The sequence below is a fragment of the Aureimonas ureilytica DSM 18598 = NBRC 106430 genome (assembly GCF_000382705.1).
Taxonomy (GTDB): Bacteria; Pseudomonadota; Alphaproteobacteria; order Rhizobiales; family Rhizobiaceae; genus Aureimonas; species Aureimonas ureilytica.
In genome coordinates this window covers 581,540-597,655 of sequence record NZ_ARQE01000001.1, presented here as the reverse complement: position 1 = coordinate 597,655, position 16,116 = coordinate 581,540, and the positions used below count along the sequence as shown (strand labels likewise).

Annotated in this window: 16 protein-coding genes; all 16 read left to right on the top strand. The window is 68.9% G+C overall.

Features of this window, described 5'->3' with window-relative positions:
* Positions 1-15: 15 nt before the first annotated feature.
* The 16 genes from B146_RS24830 (at position 16) to B146_RS29690 (ending at position 15,763) form a co-directional block, all read left to right on the top strand.
* Positions 16-1,143 carry a GGDEF domain-containing protein gene (locus tag B146_RS24830; RefSeq protein WP_019994907.1) on the top strand — a complete coding sequence of 376 codons (1,128 nt, stop codon included), beginning with the start codon at positions 16-18 and terminating at the stop codon, positions 1,141-1,143.
* A 20-nt stretch (positions 1,144-1,163) separates the two neighbouring features.
* Positions 1,164-2,978 (top strand): translation elongation factor 4, encoded by a 1,815-nt coding sequence (gene lepA / locus B146_RS0102860; RefSeq protein ID WP_019994906.1) that lies wholly within the window; start codon positions 1,164-1,166, stop codon positions 2,976-2,978.
* A gap of 193 nt (positions 2,979-3,171) precedes the next feature.
* Entirely contained in the window at positions 3,172-3,543 is a 372-nt protein-coding gene (rplU, locus tag B146_RS0102855; protein WP_019994905.1) for a 50S ribosomal protein L21, read from the top strand.
* A gap of 133 nt (positions 3,544-3,676) precedes the next feature.
* Positions 3,677-3,946 (top strand): 50S ribosomal protein L27, encoded by a 270-nt coding sequence (rpmA, locus tag B146_RS0102850; protein WP_019994904.1) that lies wholly within the window; start codon positions 3,677-3,679, stop codon positions 3,944-3,946.
* 126 nt (positions 3,947-4,072) lie between these two features.
* The gene (locus B146_RS0102845; RefSeq protein WP_019994903.1) at positions 4,073-4,657 is read left to right on the top strand and encodes a GNAT family N-acetyltransferase; all 585 of its coding nucleotides are present in this window, start codon (positions 4,073-4,075) and stop codon (positions 4,655-4,657) included.
* Positions 4,648-5,226: a DUF3833 family protein gene (locus B146_RS24825; RefSeq protein WP_019994902.1), complete on the top strand. Its 579-nt coding sequence runs from the start codon at positions 4,648-4,650 to the stop codon at positions 5,224-5,226. Before B146_RS0102845 ends, B146_RS24825 begins: the two co-directional genes overlap by 10 nt.
* Positions 5,227-5,364: 138 nt before the next feature.
* Positions 5,365-6,435 carry a GTPase ObgE gene (gene obgE / locus B146_RS0102835; protein WP_019994901.1) on the top strand — a complete coding sequence of 357 codons (1,071 nt, stop codon included), beginning with the start codon at positions 5,365-5,367 and terminating at the stop codon, positions 6,433-6,435.
* Positions 6,432-7,589: a glutamate 5-kinase gene (proB, locus tag B146_RS0102830; RefSeq protein ID WP_019994900.1), complete on the top strand. Its 1,158-nt coding sequence runs from the start codon at positions 6,432-6,434 to the stop codon at positions 7,587-7,589. Before obgE ends, proB begins: the two co-directional genes overlap by 4 nt.
* Positions 7,579-8,850, top strand: a complete 1,272-nt coding sequence (locus B146_RS0102825) for a glutamate-5-semialdehyde dehydrogenase (protein WP_019994899.1) — start codon at positions 7,579-7,581, stop codon at positions 8,848-8,850. Before proB ends, B146_RS0102825 begins: the two co-directional genes overlap by 11 nt.
* Positions 8,851-8,855: 5 nt before the next feature.
* Positions 8,856-9,485, top strand: coding sequence for a nicotinate-nucleotide adenylyltransferase (locus B146_RS0102820; protein ID WP_407638533.1), 630 nt, complete (start codon positions 8,856-8,858; stop codon positions 9,483-9,485).
* A gap of 100 nt (positions 9,486-9,585) precedes the next feature.
* Positions 9,586-9,981, top strand: a complete 396-nt coding sequence (rsfS, locus tag B146_RS24820; protein ID WP_407638534.1) for a ribosome silencing factor — start codon at positions 9,586-9,588, stop codon at positions 9,979-9,981.
* Positions 9,982-10,057: 76 nt separating this feature from the next.
* Positions 10,058-10,540: a 23S rRNA (pseudouridine(1915)-N(3))-methyltransferase RlmH gene (rlmH, locus tag B146_RS0102810; RefSeq protein ID WP_019994896.1), complete on the top strand. Its 483-nt coding sequence runs from the start codon at positions 10,058-10,060 to the stop codon at positions 10,538-10,540.
* Positions 10,541-10,710: 170 nt separating this feature from the next.
* On the top strand, positions 10,711-12,300 hold the full coding sequence (locus B146_RS24815; protein ID WP_019994895.1) for a murein hydrolase activator EnvC family protein: 1,590 nt from the start codon (positions 10,711-10,713) through the stop codon (positions 12,298-12,300).
* On the top strand, positions 12,290-13,660 hold the full coding sequence (locus tag B146_RS0102800; protein WP_019994894.1) for a S41 family peptidase: 1,371 nt from the start codon (positions 12,290-12,292) through the stop codon (positions 13,658-13,660). The genes B146_RS24815 and B146_RS0102800 overlap by 11 nt, the downstream gene beginning before the upstream one ends.
* 262 nt (positions 13,661-13,922) lie before the next feature.
* A complete protein-coding gene (locus B146_RS0102795; protein WP_019994893.1) occupies positions 13,923-15,101 on the top strand; it encodes a divergent polysaccharide deacetylase family protein in 1,179 nt (392 codons plus the stop codon).
* A 146-nt stretch (positions 15,102-15,247) separates the two neighbouring features.
* Entirely contained in the window at positions 15,248-15,763 is a 516-nt protein-coding gene (locus B146_RS29690) for an RNA pyrophosphohydrolase (protein ID WP_019994892.1), read from the top strand.
* Positions 15,764-16,116: the final 353 nt, after the last annotated feature.

The following is a 16,116-nucleotide window of genomic DNA, read 5'->3' as shown; positions in this document are numbered from 1 at the left end:
CGATATGGCACCCCCTTGCAACTCGACAGCACGACGCTCCACGTCTGCAACGCCCTGATGAACGGCACCTATGGCGTCATGTTTCTGGGCGCCTGGGCCGGGCGGCGCCATGAGCGTCATTTCCTGTTCTGGGCCGTGAGCCTCTTCCTGACGTCGGCCTGCGTCCTCGGCTTTGTCGCCCTGCCCCGTTCGATCCCCTGGCTGACCACGCTTCTGTTTTCGGGCCTCGTGTCCGGCGTCTCGCTTCTGACGATGGGCATGCGCAGCTTCGACGGACGGCGCGCGTTCAAGCCCGCTCTCCTGATCCTTCCCCTCGTCAGCGTTCCGATCAAGTTCCTGTCTTCGATGGTTCTGTCGCCCGCGCTCGGCACCACTCTCGCCTTCGCCATCCTGATCGCCGCGATGGTCTCCGCCGCCCTCTACATCCTGCGCCATGGCGAGGATCGCGGCTCGCTCGCGCGGCGCGCCTGCGGTCTGGGGCTTCTGGCCTATGTGCCGATCTATCTCCTGTCGATCGCCGGCGCCTTCCTCGGCGAGGGCGGCCGGGCGGAGATCGTGCTGGTGGGCGACCAGATCCTCACCAATGTCGTCGTGGTCTCCCTGTTCGCGATCACCTTGAAGCGCTCGCGCCGCGTCCTGGAGGACCGGGCGCTGCGCGACGGCCTCACCGGCGCGCTCAACCGCAGCGGCCTGGAGCAGCATTTGAGGGACGAGGGCGCGCGGCCGCGCATGGTGCTCGCCGCCGATCTCGATCATTTCAAGTCGATCAACGACCGATTCGGCCATGCGGCGGGCGACGAGATGCTGCGCCGCTTCGCGCGTCTGGCGCAGCGGCTTCTCGGGCCGGGCGATCGTCTCGCCCGCACCGGCGGCGAGGAATTCGTGCTGATTCTGGACGGCGCGCGGAGCGAGCGCGCCGCGCTTCTGGCCGAGGACCTGCGCCGCCTGTTCGCGGAGGAGCTGGTCTTCTGGCACGATCGGCCGATCCGCGCGACGGTCAGCATCGGCGCGTCCGAATTCGCGCCCGGCATGAGCTTTCCCGAAGCGCTGGAGGCGGCGGACGGCGCGCTCTACCGGGCCAAGGAAGCGGGGCGAAACCGCGTCGTGCAGGCCGACGCGAATTTATTTCCGGTTTTTGCGTAAATTCAATATATGCGGGCGTCATGAGCCAGACGCCGCTTTCCCGCATCCGCAACTTCTCCATCGTCGCCCATATCGACCATGGCAAATCCACCCTCGCCGATCGGCTGATCCAGCTGACGGGCGGTCTCGACGCGCGCGAGATGGCCGGCAAGGAGCAAGTTCTCGATAATATGGACATCGAGAAGGAGCGAGGGATCACCATCAAGGCGCAGACCGTGCGCCTCACCTACAAGGCCGAGGACGGCGAGACCTACGTCCTGAACCTCATCGACACGCCGGGACACGTCGACTTCGCCTATGAAGTGTCGCGTTCGCTTTCGGCCTGCGAGGGCGCGCTTCTCGTGGTCGACGCCGCGCAGGGCGTCGAGGCGCAGACGCTCGCCAACGTCTATCTCGCGCTCGACAACAATCTCGAGATCGTGCCGGTCCTCAACAAGATCGACCTGCCCGCCGCCGAGCCCGACAAGGTCAAGGAGCAGATCGAGGAGGTGATCGGCATCGATTCCTCCGAGGCCGTCCTGATCTCGGCGAAATCCGGCCTCGGCATCGAGGATGTGCTGGAGGCCATCGTCAAGCGCCTGCCCGCGCCGAAAACCGGCGACCGCTCGGCGCCGCTGAAGGCCATGCTCGTGGACTCGTGGTACGACGCCTATCTCGGCGTCGTCGTCCTCGTGCGCGTCATCGACGGCGAGCTGAAGAAGGGCCAGACCATCCGCATGATGGGCACGGACGCCAAGTATCCGGTGGACCGGGTCGGCGTCTTCACGCCCAAGATGGTCAACATGGATTCGCTCGGCCCCGGCGAGCTCGGTTTCATCACCGCCTCGATCAAGGAAGTCGCGGACACCCGCGTCGGCGACACGATCACCGAGGACAAGCGCCAGACGGCCGAGATGCTGCCCGGCTTCAAGCCGGCCCAGCCCGTCGTCTTCTGCGGCCTCTTCCCGACCGACGCCGCCGCCTTCGACGACCTGCGCGCCGCCATGGGCAAGCTGCGCCTCAACGACGCCTCGTTCTCGTTCGAGATGGAATCCTCGGCCGCGCTCGGCTTCGGCTTCCGCTGCGGCTTCCTCGGCCTCCTGCATCTGGAAATCATCCAGGAGCGCCTCAGCCGAGAGTTCGACCTCGACCTGATCGCGACGGCGCCTTCGGTCGTCTACGATCTGAAGCTCACCAATGGCGAGACGATCCCGCTGCACAATCCGGCCGACATGCCCGATACGATGCAGATCGAGGCGATCTACGAGCCCTGGATCAAGGCGACGATCCTGACGCCGGACGACTATCTCGGCAACATCCTGACGCTCTGCCAGGAGCGGCGCGGCATCCAGGTCGATCTGTCCTATGTCGGCAAGCGCGCCATGGTCACCTACGAGCTGCCGCTGAACGAAGTGGTGTTCGACTTCTACGACCGCCTGAAGTCGATCTCCAAGGGCTATGCCTCCTTCGACTACCAGCTCGCCGATTATCGCGAGGGCGACCTCGTGAAGCTCTCGGTGCTCGTCAACGCCGAGCCGGTGGACGCGCTGTCGATGCTGGTTCACCGCACGCAGGCCGAGAAGCGCGGCCGCGCCATGTGCGAGAAGCTCAAGGAGCTGATCCCGAACCACCTCTTCAAGATCCCCATCCAGGCGGCGATCGGCGGCAAGGTGATCGCGCGCGAAACCATCTCGGCCCTTCGCAAGGACGTGACGGCCAAGTGCTACGGCGGCGACGCCTCGCGCAAGCGCAAGCTCCTCGACAAGCAGAAGGAGGGCAAGAAGCGGATGCGCCAGTTCGGCAAGGTGGACATTCCGCAGGAAGCCTTCATCGCCGCGCTCAAGATGGACAGCTGATCGGCCGTCCTCTTCCCAAGGCGGCCGCTTTTCTCCGGGGCGGCCGCGCAATCTTGACGCAGCCGCCTTTCGCGGTTAAGGCACACGCGTCCCGAACTTCGCGCGCCTGTCGCGCCGGGGCATCCCAAGAACCAAAAGAAGACGGCCCGGGCGCTTCATCGTGCCGAGAGCCGGACCCGAAAAGGTTGAACTCATGTTCGCAGTGATCAAGACCGGCGGCAAGCAGTACCGCGTCGCCGCCAACGACGAATTCGAGATCGAGCGCCTGGCTGGCGAAGCCGGCGACAAGATCTCCTTCAGCGAAGTGCTGATGGTCGGCACCACGATCGGCGCGCCCTTCGTGGCCGGCGCCACCGTGACCGCCGAGATCGTCGAGCAGACGCGCGGCCCGAAGGTCATCTCCTTCAAGAAGCGCCGTCGCCAGAACTCCAAGCGCACGCGCGGCCATCGCCAGGACCTGACCCTGGTGCGCATCTCCGAGATCCTGACGGGCGGCGCGAGCGCTTCGGAAGGCGAGAAGAAGCCCCGCGCCGCCAAGAAGGCCACGGCCGAAGCCGAGGCTTGATCGGAGTGCCGCCGAGCCCCGTTCGGGCTTGCATCGGCGGCTCCCCTGCACGAGATTTGAACCCAACGCGACGGTTCGCGTGATCGCCTGAGGGCGATCCCCCGTCGCGGCAGACGAATTCAGGAGACTTCCCATGGCACATAAAAAGGCAGGCGGTTCTTCCCGCAACGGCCGCGATTCCGAGTCCAAGCGCCTTGGCGTGAAGAAGTTCGGCGGCGAAGCCGTTCTGGCCGGCAACATCCTCGTGCGTCAGCGCGGCACGCGCTGGCACCCGGGCACCAATGTCGGCATCGGTCGCGACCACACGCTCTTCGCCACGTCCGAAGGCACCGTCGTCTTCCAGGCGAAGGCACAGGGCCGCACCTACGTGTCCGTCATGCCGAAAGCAGAAGCCGCCGAGTGACCGGTTGCTTCAGAGCGCCGGCGTCCCACCGACCCGGCCTCTGACCCGCTCCGACGGGACAGAAACGAAGCGGGGAGATGGGTCGCCATCTCCCCGTTTTCCGTTTCCATCCGAAGGATCGGTCCCATGCTGTCAGCCGAGTTTTCCGCCGGCGAGGACGACGACGAAAGTCGACTCGACACCGCGCGGCTCGTTCTGCGCCCCGTGCGCATGAGCGACGCGCCCGCGATCGCCCGTCACGCCAACGACCGGCAGATCGCGGAGATGACCTCGCGCATCCCCCACCCCTACGGGCTCGGCCATGCCGAAAGCTTCCTGGCCTCGGTGGATGGCGAGCTGATCTTCGCGATCACCGCGCGCGAGGGCGGCGAGTTTCTCGGCCTGTGCAGCCTCCAGGCGCTGGAGCGCCCCGACACGGCGGAACTCGGCTACTGGCTCGGCCGCCCCTTCTGGGGCAGGGGCTTCGCCACCGAAGCCGCGCAGGCGCTGATCGACTATGCGTTCGAAGCGCTCGCGCTCGGCACGGTCGAGGTGCGCTGCCGGGTCGTCAACGGCGCCTCGCGCCGGGTGATCCAGAAATGCGGCTTCGGCTATCGCGGCACGGGCCTTTCCACCTCTCTGGTGGCCGGGCGCGTCGCCAGCGAAACCTATGCGATGGACCGGCGCACCTGGGAATCGCTGAAGGCCTGGGGCGGACGCGGATGGCGATGAACGCCGCCTTCGCCCGCTCCGCGCTCCTTGCGCTGGCGGTGTCACTCGCCGTTTCCGGCCCCGCGCGGGCCGAAAGCGGGCTGTTCGATCTCGCCGGCTTCTTTGCCGGCCACAGCGTCAGCGCGGGCGAGGTGACGACGCTGTTCTCGGCGCCCGAGCCCTTCACCGCGCGGTTCACAGGCGTGGCGGAGGGCGACACGCTGCGGCTCGACGAGCGCTTCCGCTTTCCCGAGGGCGAGCGTCTCCAGCGCTGGCACCTGCGCTTTGCGGGCGGGCGCGTCGAGGGCACGGTGGAAACCGAAGGGCGGGACGGCACATTGCGCGCGGCGGTTCCCGTCGAGGGCGAGCGCAGCGCCACCGGCGTCGAGCTTCGCTATGTCGGCTATGCGCCGGGCGGGCGGGCTCTGCCGCTGTCCTTCCGGCACCGCATGGTGGCGAATGCGGACGGCACGCTGCAAAACCACGTGACGGTGCGCCTTCTCGGCTTGCCGCTGGCGCGCTCCGAGGTCACCTTCGCCAAGAGCGAGCGCGACCTCAAGCGGCACCTTGCCACGGCGCCGCATCCGTAGGATCACTGCCCGCCGACGGGAAAGCGATCCCATACCCTCGAGGCCCTCGCGGCCGGGGTGAGACAACGCAAGAGGCGGACGAGCCCGCCCACGCCCATCCGGCCCTCGCGCCGGCGGCAGGATTCGAAAGACGCGACGATGAAATTTCTGGACCGGGTCAAAGTCTATGTGCGCTCCGGCGACGGGGGAGCGGGCGCCGTGTCCTTCCGGCGCGAGAAGTTCATCGAGTTCGGCGGCCCGGACGGCGGCGACGGCGGACGCGGCGGCGATGTCTTCATCGAGGCCGTGCAGGGCCTCAACACGCTGATCGACTATCGCTACCAGCAGCATTTCCGCGCCAAGGTCGGCATGCACGGCATGGGCCGCAACCGCACCGGCGCCAAGGGAGACGACGTGACCTTGAAGGTGCCGGTCGGCACGCAGGTCTATGCCGAGGACGAGGAAACGCTGCTCGCCGATCTCACCGAGGTCGGGCAGAAAGTGCGCATCGCCGCCGGCGGCAATGGGGGCTTCGGCAACTGGCAGTTCAAGTCTTCGGTCAACCAGGCCCCCTACCGCGCCAATCCGGGCCTGGAAGGCGAGGAGCTGACGCTCTGGTTCCAGCTGAAGCTCATCGCCGACGCCGGTCTCGTCGGCCTGCCCAATGCCGGCAAGTCCACCTTCCTGGCGAGCTGCACCGCCGCGCGCCCGAAGATCGCCGACTATCCGTTCACGACGCTCTATCCGAACCTCGGCGTCGCGACCGTGGACGGGCATGAATTCGTGATCGCCGACATTCCCGGCCTCATCGAGGGCGCGCACGAGGGCGTCGGCATCGGCGATCGCTTCCTCGGCCATGTGGAGCGCACGCGCGTGCTGCTCCATCTCGTCTCGGCCGTGGAAGAGGATGTCGCGAAAGCCTACGAGACCGTTCGCCGCGAGCTCGAACTCTACGACCCCGAGCTGATCGAGAAGCCCGAGATCGTGGCGCTCAGCCAGGTCGACACGGTGGACGACGAGACGCGCCGCGACAAGCTGGAGCAGCTGGAAGCGGTGTCGGGTGTGAAACCCATCGTCCTGTCCGCCGTCACCCGCCACGGCATGCCCGAGGCGCTGCGTCGCCTGCGCCGCGAGATCGCCGATTTCGATTCGGAAGCCGCCGACGAGCAGGCCGTGGAAGACCGCAAGCGCTTCGGCGCCAACCTGTCGGACGAGGACTGGCGGGGATGAGCGACGCGCTGCACGGCTATGGCCGGATCGTCGTCAAGATCGGCTCGGCGCTTCTCGTCGACCGCGAACGCGGGCTGAAGTCCGACTGGCTGCGCTCGCTCGCCGACGACGTGGCGGCCCTGGCGCGCGAGGGCCGCGAGGTGATGCTCGTGTCGTCGGGCGCCATCGCGCTCGGCCGCGCCATCATGAAGCTGCCGCCCGGCGCCCTGAAGCTGGAGGAAGCGCAGGCCGCCGCCGCCGTCGGGCAGATCGCGCTGGCGCGCGCCTATAGCGAGGCGCTCGGCCGCCATTCGCTGGAAGCCGGGCAGATCCTTCTGACGCTGCGCGACACCGAGGAGCGCCGGCCCTATCTCAACGCCCGCGCGACGGTCGGCACGCTCCTGCAGTTCGGCGCCATTCCCGTGATCAACGAGAACGACACGGTGGCCACCACCGAGATCCGCTATGGCGACAACGACCGGCTCGCCGCTCGCGTCGCCACGATGATGTCGGCCGATCTCCTGATCCTCCTGTCCGACATCGACGGGCTCTACACCGCGCCCCCCGCCCAGGACCCGGACGCCCGGCACATCCCGACCGTGGACGCCATCACCCCGCAGATCGAGGCGATGGCCGGCGGCGCGGCGTCGATCTTCTCGCGCGGCGGCATGAAGACCAAGGTGGACGCGGCCAAGATCGCGACCCAGGCCGGCACGGCCATGATCATCACGCTCGGCAGCCGCGCCAATCCGCTCGACGCCATCCGCCGGGGCGAGCGGCAGACCCTGTTTCGCGCCGCGACCGACCCGGTGCGCGCGCGCAAGCGCTGGATCGCCGGCCATCTCAACGCCACCGGCCGCCTCACCGTGGACGAGGGCGCGGTGCGCGCGCTCCAGGGCGGCAAGAGCCTGCTCCCGGCGGGCGTGAAACGGGTGGACGGCGAGTTCCGGCGCGGCGATACGATCCTCGTGCTGGACGAGACGGGCGCGGAAATCGCGCGGGGGCTCGTGGCCTATGATTCGGGCGACGCGCGGCTCGTGGCGGGCCTGCGCTCGTCCGCGATCGAGGAGCAGCTGGGGGCGAGCGCCCGCACGGCGATGATCCATCGCGACGATCTCGTGATGGGCCGCCTCCCCACGGAAGACGCGGCAGAGGAGAGCCACCATGCTCGATAGGACCGACATTCCCGCGCTGATGCAGGACATGGGCGCGCGCGCCACGAAGGCCGCGCGGGTTCTGGCCCTTGCCCCGTCCGAGCAGAAGACCGCAGCGCTTCTGGCGATGGCCGAGGCCGTGACGCGCGCCGCGCCCGCCATCGTCGAGGCAAACGCGACCGATCTCGCCCGCGCCGAGGACGCCGGCATGGCCGCCTCGTTCCGCGACCGGCTGCGGCTCGACGCCGGGCGCATTAGAGCCATCGCGGGGAGCCTTCGCGAGATCGCCGCCCTGCCCGATCCGGTCGGCTCGCTCGCCTCGGAATGGACGCGGCCGAACGGTCTCGTGATCCGCCGCGTGCGCACGCCCATCGGCACGATCGGCGTCATCTACGAAAGCCGTCCCAACGTGACGGCCGATGCCGGCGCGCTCTGCCTCAAGGCCGGCAATGCCGTGATCCTGCGCGGCGGCTCGGATTCGGCGGCCTCCTCGGCGGCGATCCATCGCGCGCTGCAGGCGGGACTCACCGAAGCGGGTCTCCCCGCCGACGCGATCCAGCTCGTTCCCACGACCGACCGCGCGGCGGTCGGCGAGATGCTGAAGGGCCTCGACGGCGCGATCGACGTGATCGTGCCGCGCGGCGGGCGCTCCCTCGTGGAGCGCGTGCAGACGGAAGCGCGGGTGCCGGTCTTCGCCCATCTCGAAGGGCTCTGCCATCTCTATATCGACCGCGCGGCCGATCTCGACATGGCGCGCGGCATCGCCGTCAACGCCAAGATGCGGCGCACCGGCATCTGCGGCGCGGCGGAAACGCTGCTCGTGGACGAGGCGGTCGCAAAGACGCATCTCGTGCCGATCCTCGACGCGCTGCGCGAGGCCGGCTGCGAGGTGCGCGGCACGGAGGCCGTGCGCCGGCTCGATCCGAAGGCCCTGCCCGCCACCGACGAGGATTTCCGCACCGAATATCTCGACGCGATCATCTCGGTCGCGCTGGTGGACGGCGTGGACGGCGCGATCGCGCATATCGCGCGCTATTCCTCGCATCACACGGAAGCGATCGTGACCGAGGATGCGGGCGCGGTGGAGCGCTTCTTCCGCTCGGTGGATTCGGCGATCCTTCTCCACAACGCCTCGACCCAGTTCGCCGATGGCGGCGAATTCGGCTTCGGCGGCGAGATCGGCATCGCGACCGGCAAGATGCACGCGCGCGGGCCGGTCGGCGTGGAGCAGCTGACGACCTTCAATTATCGCGTGTCCGGCGCCGGCCAGCTTCGTCCGTGAGTTCGCTGCGCGTCGAGACCACGGGCCTCGCCAAGGCCGACCTGACCCTTCCGCCCGTGGTGCCCGGCCTTCGCGTCGGGCTCTTCGGCGGCTCGTTCAACCCGGCGCACGAGGGCCATCTCCTGGTGGCCGAAACGGCGCTGCGGCGGCTGGAGCTCGACCGGATCTGGTGGATGGTCTCGCCCGGCAATCCGTTGAAGGACCATCGCAACCTGCGCCCCCTCGCCGAGCGGGTGGAGCAGTCGCGCGAGCTGGTGGAAGACCCGCGCATTCTCGTCACCGCCTTCGAGGCCGCGCACCACATTCGCTACAGCGCCGACACGGTGCGGCTCGTGACGCGGCGCTGCCCGCGCGCGCGCTTCGTCTGGGTGATGGGCGCCGACAGTCTCGCCGGCTTCCACCGCTGGCAGGACTGGCGCGCCATCGCGAGCGCCCTGCCGATCGCCGTGGTGGATCGTCCGGGCTCGACGCTGGCGCTCGTTTCGGCGAGCGCGGCGCGCTCGCTGTCGCGCTTTCGCATGTCGGAAGCGGAAGGCGCCCGCCTCGCCTTCCAGCCCCCGCCCGCCTGGGTGTTTCTGCATGGGCCGCGCTCGCGGCTTTCGTCCACGATGTTGCGTGCGAACGCGTCACCTTGAAAGCGACATCGATCCTTGCCACCTTTTCCAGGATACGGGCGCGCTCATCGCCCCGGATCGCGACTCTTGAAGGAGAACTTCGCTGACTTCTGCCGCTGAACTGAAGGACGGCCTCGCCGCCCCTTCCGACGTCACCGCCGCCGACACGTCTACGGCCCGGTCCGTCATCGACGTCGTGACCGCGAGCCTTGACGATTCCAAGGCCGAAGACGTGGTCGCGATCAACCTGATGGGCCGCTCGGCGCTCGCCGATCACATGGTGATCGCGTCCGGCCGCTCGCACCGCCACGTCTCGGCCGTCGCCGACCATCTCCTGCGCGACCTGAAGGAAGGCGGCTTCGGCCAGGCCAAGGTCGAAGGGCTGGAAAACGGCGACTGGGTGCTGATCGATACGGGCGACATCATCGTCCACATCTTCCGCCCGGAAGTGCGCTCCTTCTACAATATCGAGAAGATGTGGAGCGTGAGCGAAGGCGGCGACGCCAAGCTCCATTGAGCCGCGTGTCTTCGTCGATGGCTGGGCGGCCTCGTCCGGCCGCGATGGCCGGGCGGCCTCGTCCGGCCGCTTCGCCATGCGACTGACGCTCGCCGCCATCGGGCGGATGAAGGCGGGGCCGGAACAGGATCTGGCCGCGCGCTATCTCGACCGCCTGCGCAAGGCCGGGCCGCCGCTGGGGCTCGACTTCGCGGGCGTCGTGGAACTGCCCGAATCCCGTTTCTCGACCGTTGCCGAGCGCAAGCGGGACGAGGCGGCGCGGCTCACCGCCGCCCTGCCCGAGGGCTGCCGCGTGATCGTTCTCGACGAGACCGGCAAGACGCCCTCCTCGGAGGAATTCGCGGCCGATCTCGGCACCTTGCGCGACGAGGGCCTGCGCGACCTCGCCCTCGTGATCGGCGGGCCGGACGGCCTGTCCGACGAGATGCGCCGCGGCGCGCTGCGCGTCCTCGCCTTCGGGCGGCTGACCTTTCCGCACCAGATCGTGCGCATCCTTCTGGCCGAACAGCTGTATCGCGCGGCGACGATTCTCGCCGGCCATCCCTATCATCGCAGCTGACGCCCTATCGCCCGCCCGCGTTCCCTGAAAGGATCGCCTCACCCGCTTCGCGGATGGCGCGGCGCGCGCGCCGATGCCCGCGGGGTTCGCCCGCATGGTTGATGGAATGTTAAGCATCCCCGCCTAGCTTCGCGGGATCGGATACGGAAAAAGCCGAAGGACGAGCCGCGTTGCAGCGCCAGGGCCAAAGGGAATGGGGGGAACCGGCGCGGCGCGGCCGCGCGCGGGTTTGGCTCGCCCTTGCCGCGCTGTCGCTTTCCGCCGCCCTGCCGGCCTTCGCGCGCAGCGACGCCGATCTCGACCCCACCCCCGTCCTCGACCCGGCCCCCATCGGTTCCATTCTCCTGTCGCGCGGCATGGACGGCGAGGTGTCCGCCACGCAGGACATCGGCCCGCACCGCTCGCGCGCCGAGGCGCTCGCCGCCGAGCGCGCCCGCACGGAAGCCGACCTTCGCCGCATCGGCGAGGAAATCACCCTGTCCAAGGAGACCGTCGCGCGCATCGACGGCGAAGTCGCCGCGCTTCGCGCCGATCGCGAGCGCATCCGCACGGCCCTGATCGAGGCCGCGAGCGAGCAGAAGCGCCTGTCGGGCGAAGTCACGAGGAGCGAGGACCGGATCGGCGCCCTCGGCCAGGAGGAAGCGCAGATCAAGATTTCGCTGCGCCAGCGGCGCGGCGTCCTCGCAGAAGTTCTCGCCGCGCTCCAGCGCATGGGCCGCAAGCCGCCGCCGGCGCTTCTGGTGCGGCCCGACGACGCGCTCGGCTCGGTGCGCAGCGCCATCCTGCTCGGTGCCGTCGTGCCCGAGATCCGCGCAGAGACGGACGCCCTGCGCGGCGATCTGGAGCGGCTGGCGGCGGTGCGCACGCAGCTCGGCAGCGAAAAGGCGCGCTTTGCCGACGCCCTCACGAAGACGCGCGAGGAAGAAGCCCGCCTGTCGCGCCTCATGGACGAAAAGCAGCGGCTGGAAGCGCAGGGGCGCGGCCGGATCGGCGAGGAAACCCGCCGCGCCGCCGAGCTCGGCGCCAAGGCGGCGACGCTTCAGGACCTCATCGGCTCGCTGGAAGCGCAAGCCGAGCGCGCCCGCGAGACCGAAGCGCGCGAGCGCCTCGCCGCCGCCGAACTCGCCCGCCGCGCCGCCGAGGACGCCCGGGCGCGCGCCGCGCAAGGGACCTCGGGTGCGACCCCGAGCGAAGGAGCGGCGCCGGCCTCGCCCGGCGAGACGGTGGCCCCTGGCACCCCTCCCGGCCCCGGGAAAAGCTACGACATCGCCGCGCTCCGGCGCGAAATGACGCGCCTCGGTCCTTCCGCCGCATTTTCGACAATGAAAGGGAGCGTCGTCAGACCGGTCGCGGGACGGGAAACGGGACGGTTTGGGCAGAACGATGGAACGGGACGTCAGGCGTCGGGCATGACCTTCGCGGCGCGGGCCGGCGATGTCGTGACCTCGCCCGCCGATGCGACGGTTCTGTACTCGGCTCCCTTCCGCTCCTACGGGCAGCTCTTGATCCTCGACGCGGGCGACGGCTATCATATCGTCCTGGCCGGCATGGGCCGTATCGACGTCAGCGTCGGGCAGTCCGTGCTAGCGGGTGAGCCGCTGGCCGTGATGGGCGCGACGCGGGTGGCGAGCGCCGCGAAAACGGACATGTCGAGTGCCGAACCCTCGCTCTACGTGGAATTTCGCAAGGACGGGAAACCGGTCGATCCGAATCCCTGGTGGACGGATGGATCATCTGGAAGGACGAGGAATGATACGTAAGCTCTCCATTCTCTTCGCGGGAGCGCTTCTGGGTGCCACCGCCATGACCGCCTTCGTCGGCCCGCACAGCGGCGTCGCCAACGCGGCGGGATCGGACACCTATCGCCAGCTGGCCATTTTCGGCGACGTGTTCGAGCGCGTCCGCTCGCAATATGTCGACGTGCCCGACGATCAGAAGCTGATCGAGACGGCCATCAACGGCATGCTCACCTCGCTCGACCCGCATTCCAGCTACATGAACGCCAAGGAAGCGGCGGACATGCGCACGGAAACGCGCGGCGAGTTCGGCGGCCTCGGCATCGAGGTCACGATGGAGAACGAGCTCGTCAAGGTGATCTCGCCCTTCGAGGGCACCCCGGCCGACAAGGCGGGCGTGCTCGCGGGCGATCTGATCGCCGAGATCAACGGCGAGCAGGTGCGCGGGCTCAACCTCGCCCAGGCCGTCGAGAAGATGAAGGGCGAGATCGGCACCAAGGTCGAACTCACCATCGTTCGCGAGGGCGCGACCCAGCCGGTCCGCCTGACGCTCGAGCGCGCCGAGATCAAGGTTCCCTCCGTGCGCCACACGGTCGAGAACGATGTCGGCTACATCAAGCTGCTGCGCTTCAACGAGCAGACCACGACCGGCCTCGAAGACGCGATCAAGGACATCAAGGCCAAGGTCCCGGGCGACACGCTGAAGGGCTACGTCCTGGATCTCCGCCGCAATCCGGGCGGCCTTCTCGACGAAGCCGTCAGCGTGTCCGACGCCTTCCTCAACAGCGGCGAGATCGTCTCGACGCGCGGCCGCAACGCCGAGGAAACGCGCCGCTACAACGCCCGTCCGGGCGACGATGTCGGCGGCAAGCCGGTGATCGTGCTCGTCAACGGCGGTTCGGCCTCGGCTTCCGAGATCGTCGCGGGCGCCCTGCAGGACCAGCGCCGCGCCACGGTGCTCGGCACGCGGTCCTTCGGCAAGGGCTCGGTGCAGACCATCATCCCGCTCGGCGCCAACGGCGCGCTGCGCCTCACCACGGCGCTCTACTACACGCCGTCGGGCTCCTCGATCCAGGGTCGCGGCATCCGCCCCGACATCGTGGTGGAACAGCCGCTGCCCGAAGAGATCAAGGCACAGATGGGCCTTGGCGCGGACGAAGACCTGAAGATGGGCGAATCCTCGCTGCGCGGCCATATCCAGGGCGCGGAAGAGGACAAGGAGGGCTCGGGCTCGCTCGACTACGTGCCGCCCGAGACCAAGGACGACATCCAGCTCCAGACCGCGCTGGAACTCCTGCGCGGCACGAAGACGGACGCCGCCTTCCCCCCCAAGCAGGACTCGGCCGCCGTGCCGAAGCAGAACGCGGCGGCCGTCGCGAACTGATCGTCGCGCGACGCGAACATGGGAAAGGCCTCGGCGGAAACGCCGGGGCCTTTTTCGTTGCAGGCTTTGACCGCATCATAGACGGAGACATCAGAGGGGCTGCGTCCCGGTCGACGCACCGAACGCAATCGAGCCGAACGCATCTGCGAGGCTCGACACCGCTGCGGCGGTGGAAAGACCCGACGTCCCGACGCGGCGAACGTCTGGGTCAGGCATCGCGCGCTGAAAGCCTCGATCCAGCGTTGCGGCCTAGAGATAGGGCATGCGGGAAGAGCTGTATCGGCCACTGGGTCTGGAACTGTCGGAAAGCGGAGCGGCCTCGGACGGGCGTCGCCTCTGGGTGCGCCTGCGCTATGGCGTGCTCGGCGCCGGTTTGCTCGCGGCCTCCACGGCCACCGTCCTGCTCCAGCCCGATTTCCGCCCGCCCGCGCCCGCGCCGGTCCAGGTGGCCTCCGTCGCCGCCCCCGCCGCGAAAGCGGCCCCGGCAGCCGGCCCGATGATCCTGCGCCCCAGCGAAAGCGGCGGGGTCACGATTACCGATGGCGACGGCGTGACGCGCCAGGGCAGCGAACTCGACGGCTTGCAGACGGGCTCCGTGCGCGTCCTCGAACCAGGCTCGCTGCGCCAGCCCGCCGCCTTCGCCTATCGCCCCGACGACGCGCTGGTGGAGCCCGGCGCCTATGGCCCGCTCCCCAAACGCGCAGCCGACGGACGACGCCCGCTCGACGTCTATGCCGGCGCTCCGGCGCAGACCGGCGGCACGCGCGTCGCGATCGTCGTCGGCGGTCTCGGCATCAGCCAGACCGGCACGCAGAAGGCGGTGGAGCTTCTGCCGCCCGGCGTCACGCTCGGCTTCGCGGCGGCCGGCAACAGCCTCGACCGCTGGATGCAGGCGGCGCGCCGCAACGGCCACGAACTCCTGCTCCAGGCGCCGATGGAGCCTTTCGGCTTCCCTCAGGTGTCCCCCGGCGAGCACACGCAGACCGTCGCCGACGCCGAGGCCGGACAGTTCGACGCGCTCCATTGGGCGATGGGCCGGCTGACCAACTATGTCGGCGTCATGAATTACATGGGCGCGCGCTTCAACGCCGAGCCCGCCGCGCTCGAACCCTTCCTTGGCGAATTGTCGCGTCGCGGCCTTCTCTATCTCGACGACGGCACCTCGCCGCGCTCGCGCAGCCGCGACGTGGCGCTCGCCGGCAGCACGCCCTTCGCGTCGTCCGATCTCGTGCTCGACGACGACCGCAGCCCGGAGGCCGTCCGGCGTCAGCTCGACACGCTGGAGCGGATCGCCCGCGCCAAGGGCACGGCGATCGGCGTCGCCAGCGCCTTCGAGGGCTCGGTTCTCGAAATCGCGCAATGGGCGCAGGAAGCCGCCTCGCGCGGCATCGAGATCGTCCCGATCTCCTCGCTCGCCTTCGACCCGGAAGCGCGCAGCTGACCTCGGCCCGGCGGGGCGTCGTCCGCGTCCTTCGATCCGGCCGGTGGCGGGCCCGGTGCTTTCGTCACCCGCGAGCGGCCCCTCCGTCTCCCTTCTGTCGCGACGCTGCGTTAGGTTGCGTGACGTTTGATTCGTGGAGCCGCCCCTTGCCCGTCGATCCCCAGAGCCTGCCCTATCGCCCCTGCGTCGGGGTCATGGTGTTGAACCGCGAGAACAAGATCTTCCTCGGCCGCCGCATTCCCGAGCCGCAGGGCGAGATGGATGGCGCCGCCAAGCTCTGGCAGATGCCGCAGGGCGGGATCGACGAGGGCGAAAACCCGAGGCTTGCCGCCGAGCGCGAGCTTTACGAGGAAACCGGCATCCGTACCGTCGCGCTCGCGGCGCAGACGCGCGACTGGGTGACCTATGAACTTCCGCCCGAACTCGTCGGCATCGCGCTCAAGGGCAAGTTCCGGGGCCAGAAGCAGATGTGGTTCGCCTTTCGCTTCCTCGGCGAGGACTCCGAGGTCCAGATCGACCCGCCGCCGGGTGGACACACCGCCGAGTTCGACCAGTGGGGCTGGAAGACGATGGACGAGGCGCTGGACCTCGTCGTGCCGTTCAAGCGCGGCGTCTACGAGCAGGTCATCGCCGAGTTCCGGCATCTGGAGCGCGAGGGCTGACGGCTCGCTGAGGGCGGGTTCAGGACGCGTTTTAGCTGAAAGCGATGATCTCACCGGACGCCGCCCGCTGGCTGCGTCTGGCACGCGATTATCCGGGCGGCTCGACAGCCATCGAGTGAGAGCGGTCTGAGACGTTGCCGCCTCGCCAAGTCTCTCTTCACCTTATCGCATTCCGCTCCGGGACGCGCCTTCGTCATCGGCGTTCACTCGCGTCGCGCTGGCCTGCCTAAGCGGCGGGCTTGAAAACTCCGATCCACACTCGCGGGTGAGAACGGCTGACCTACCTGTCGCGTTGCCGATATGCGTTAGCACGAATGCGGCGCGGGCGATCAGTTCGGCGGATGGAGGATCAC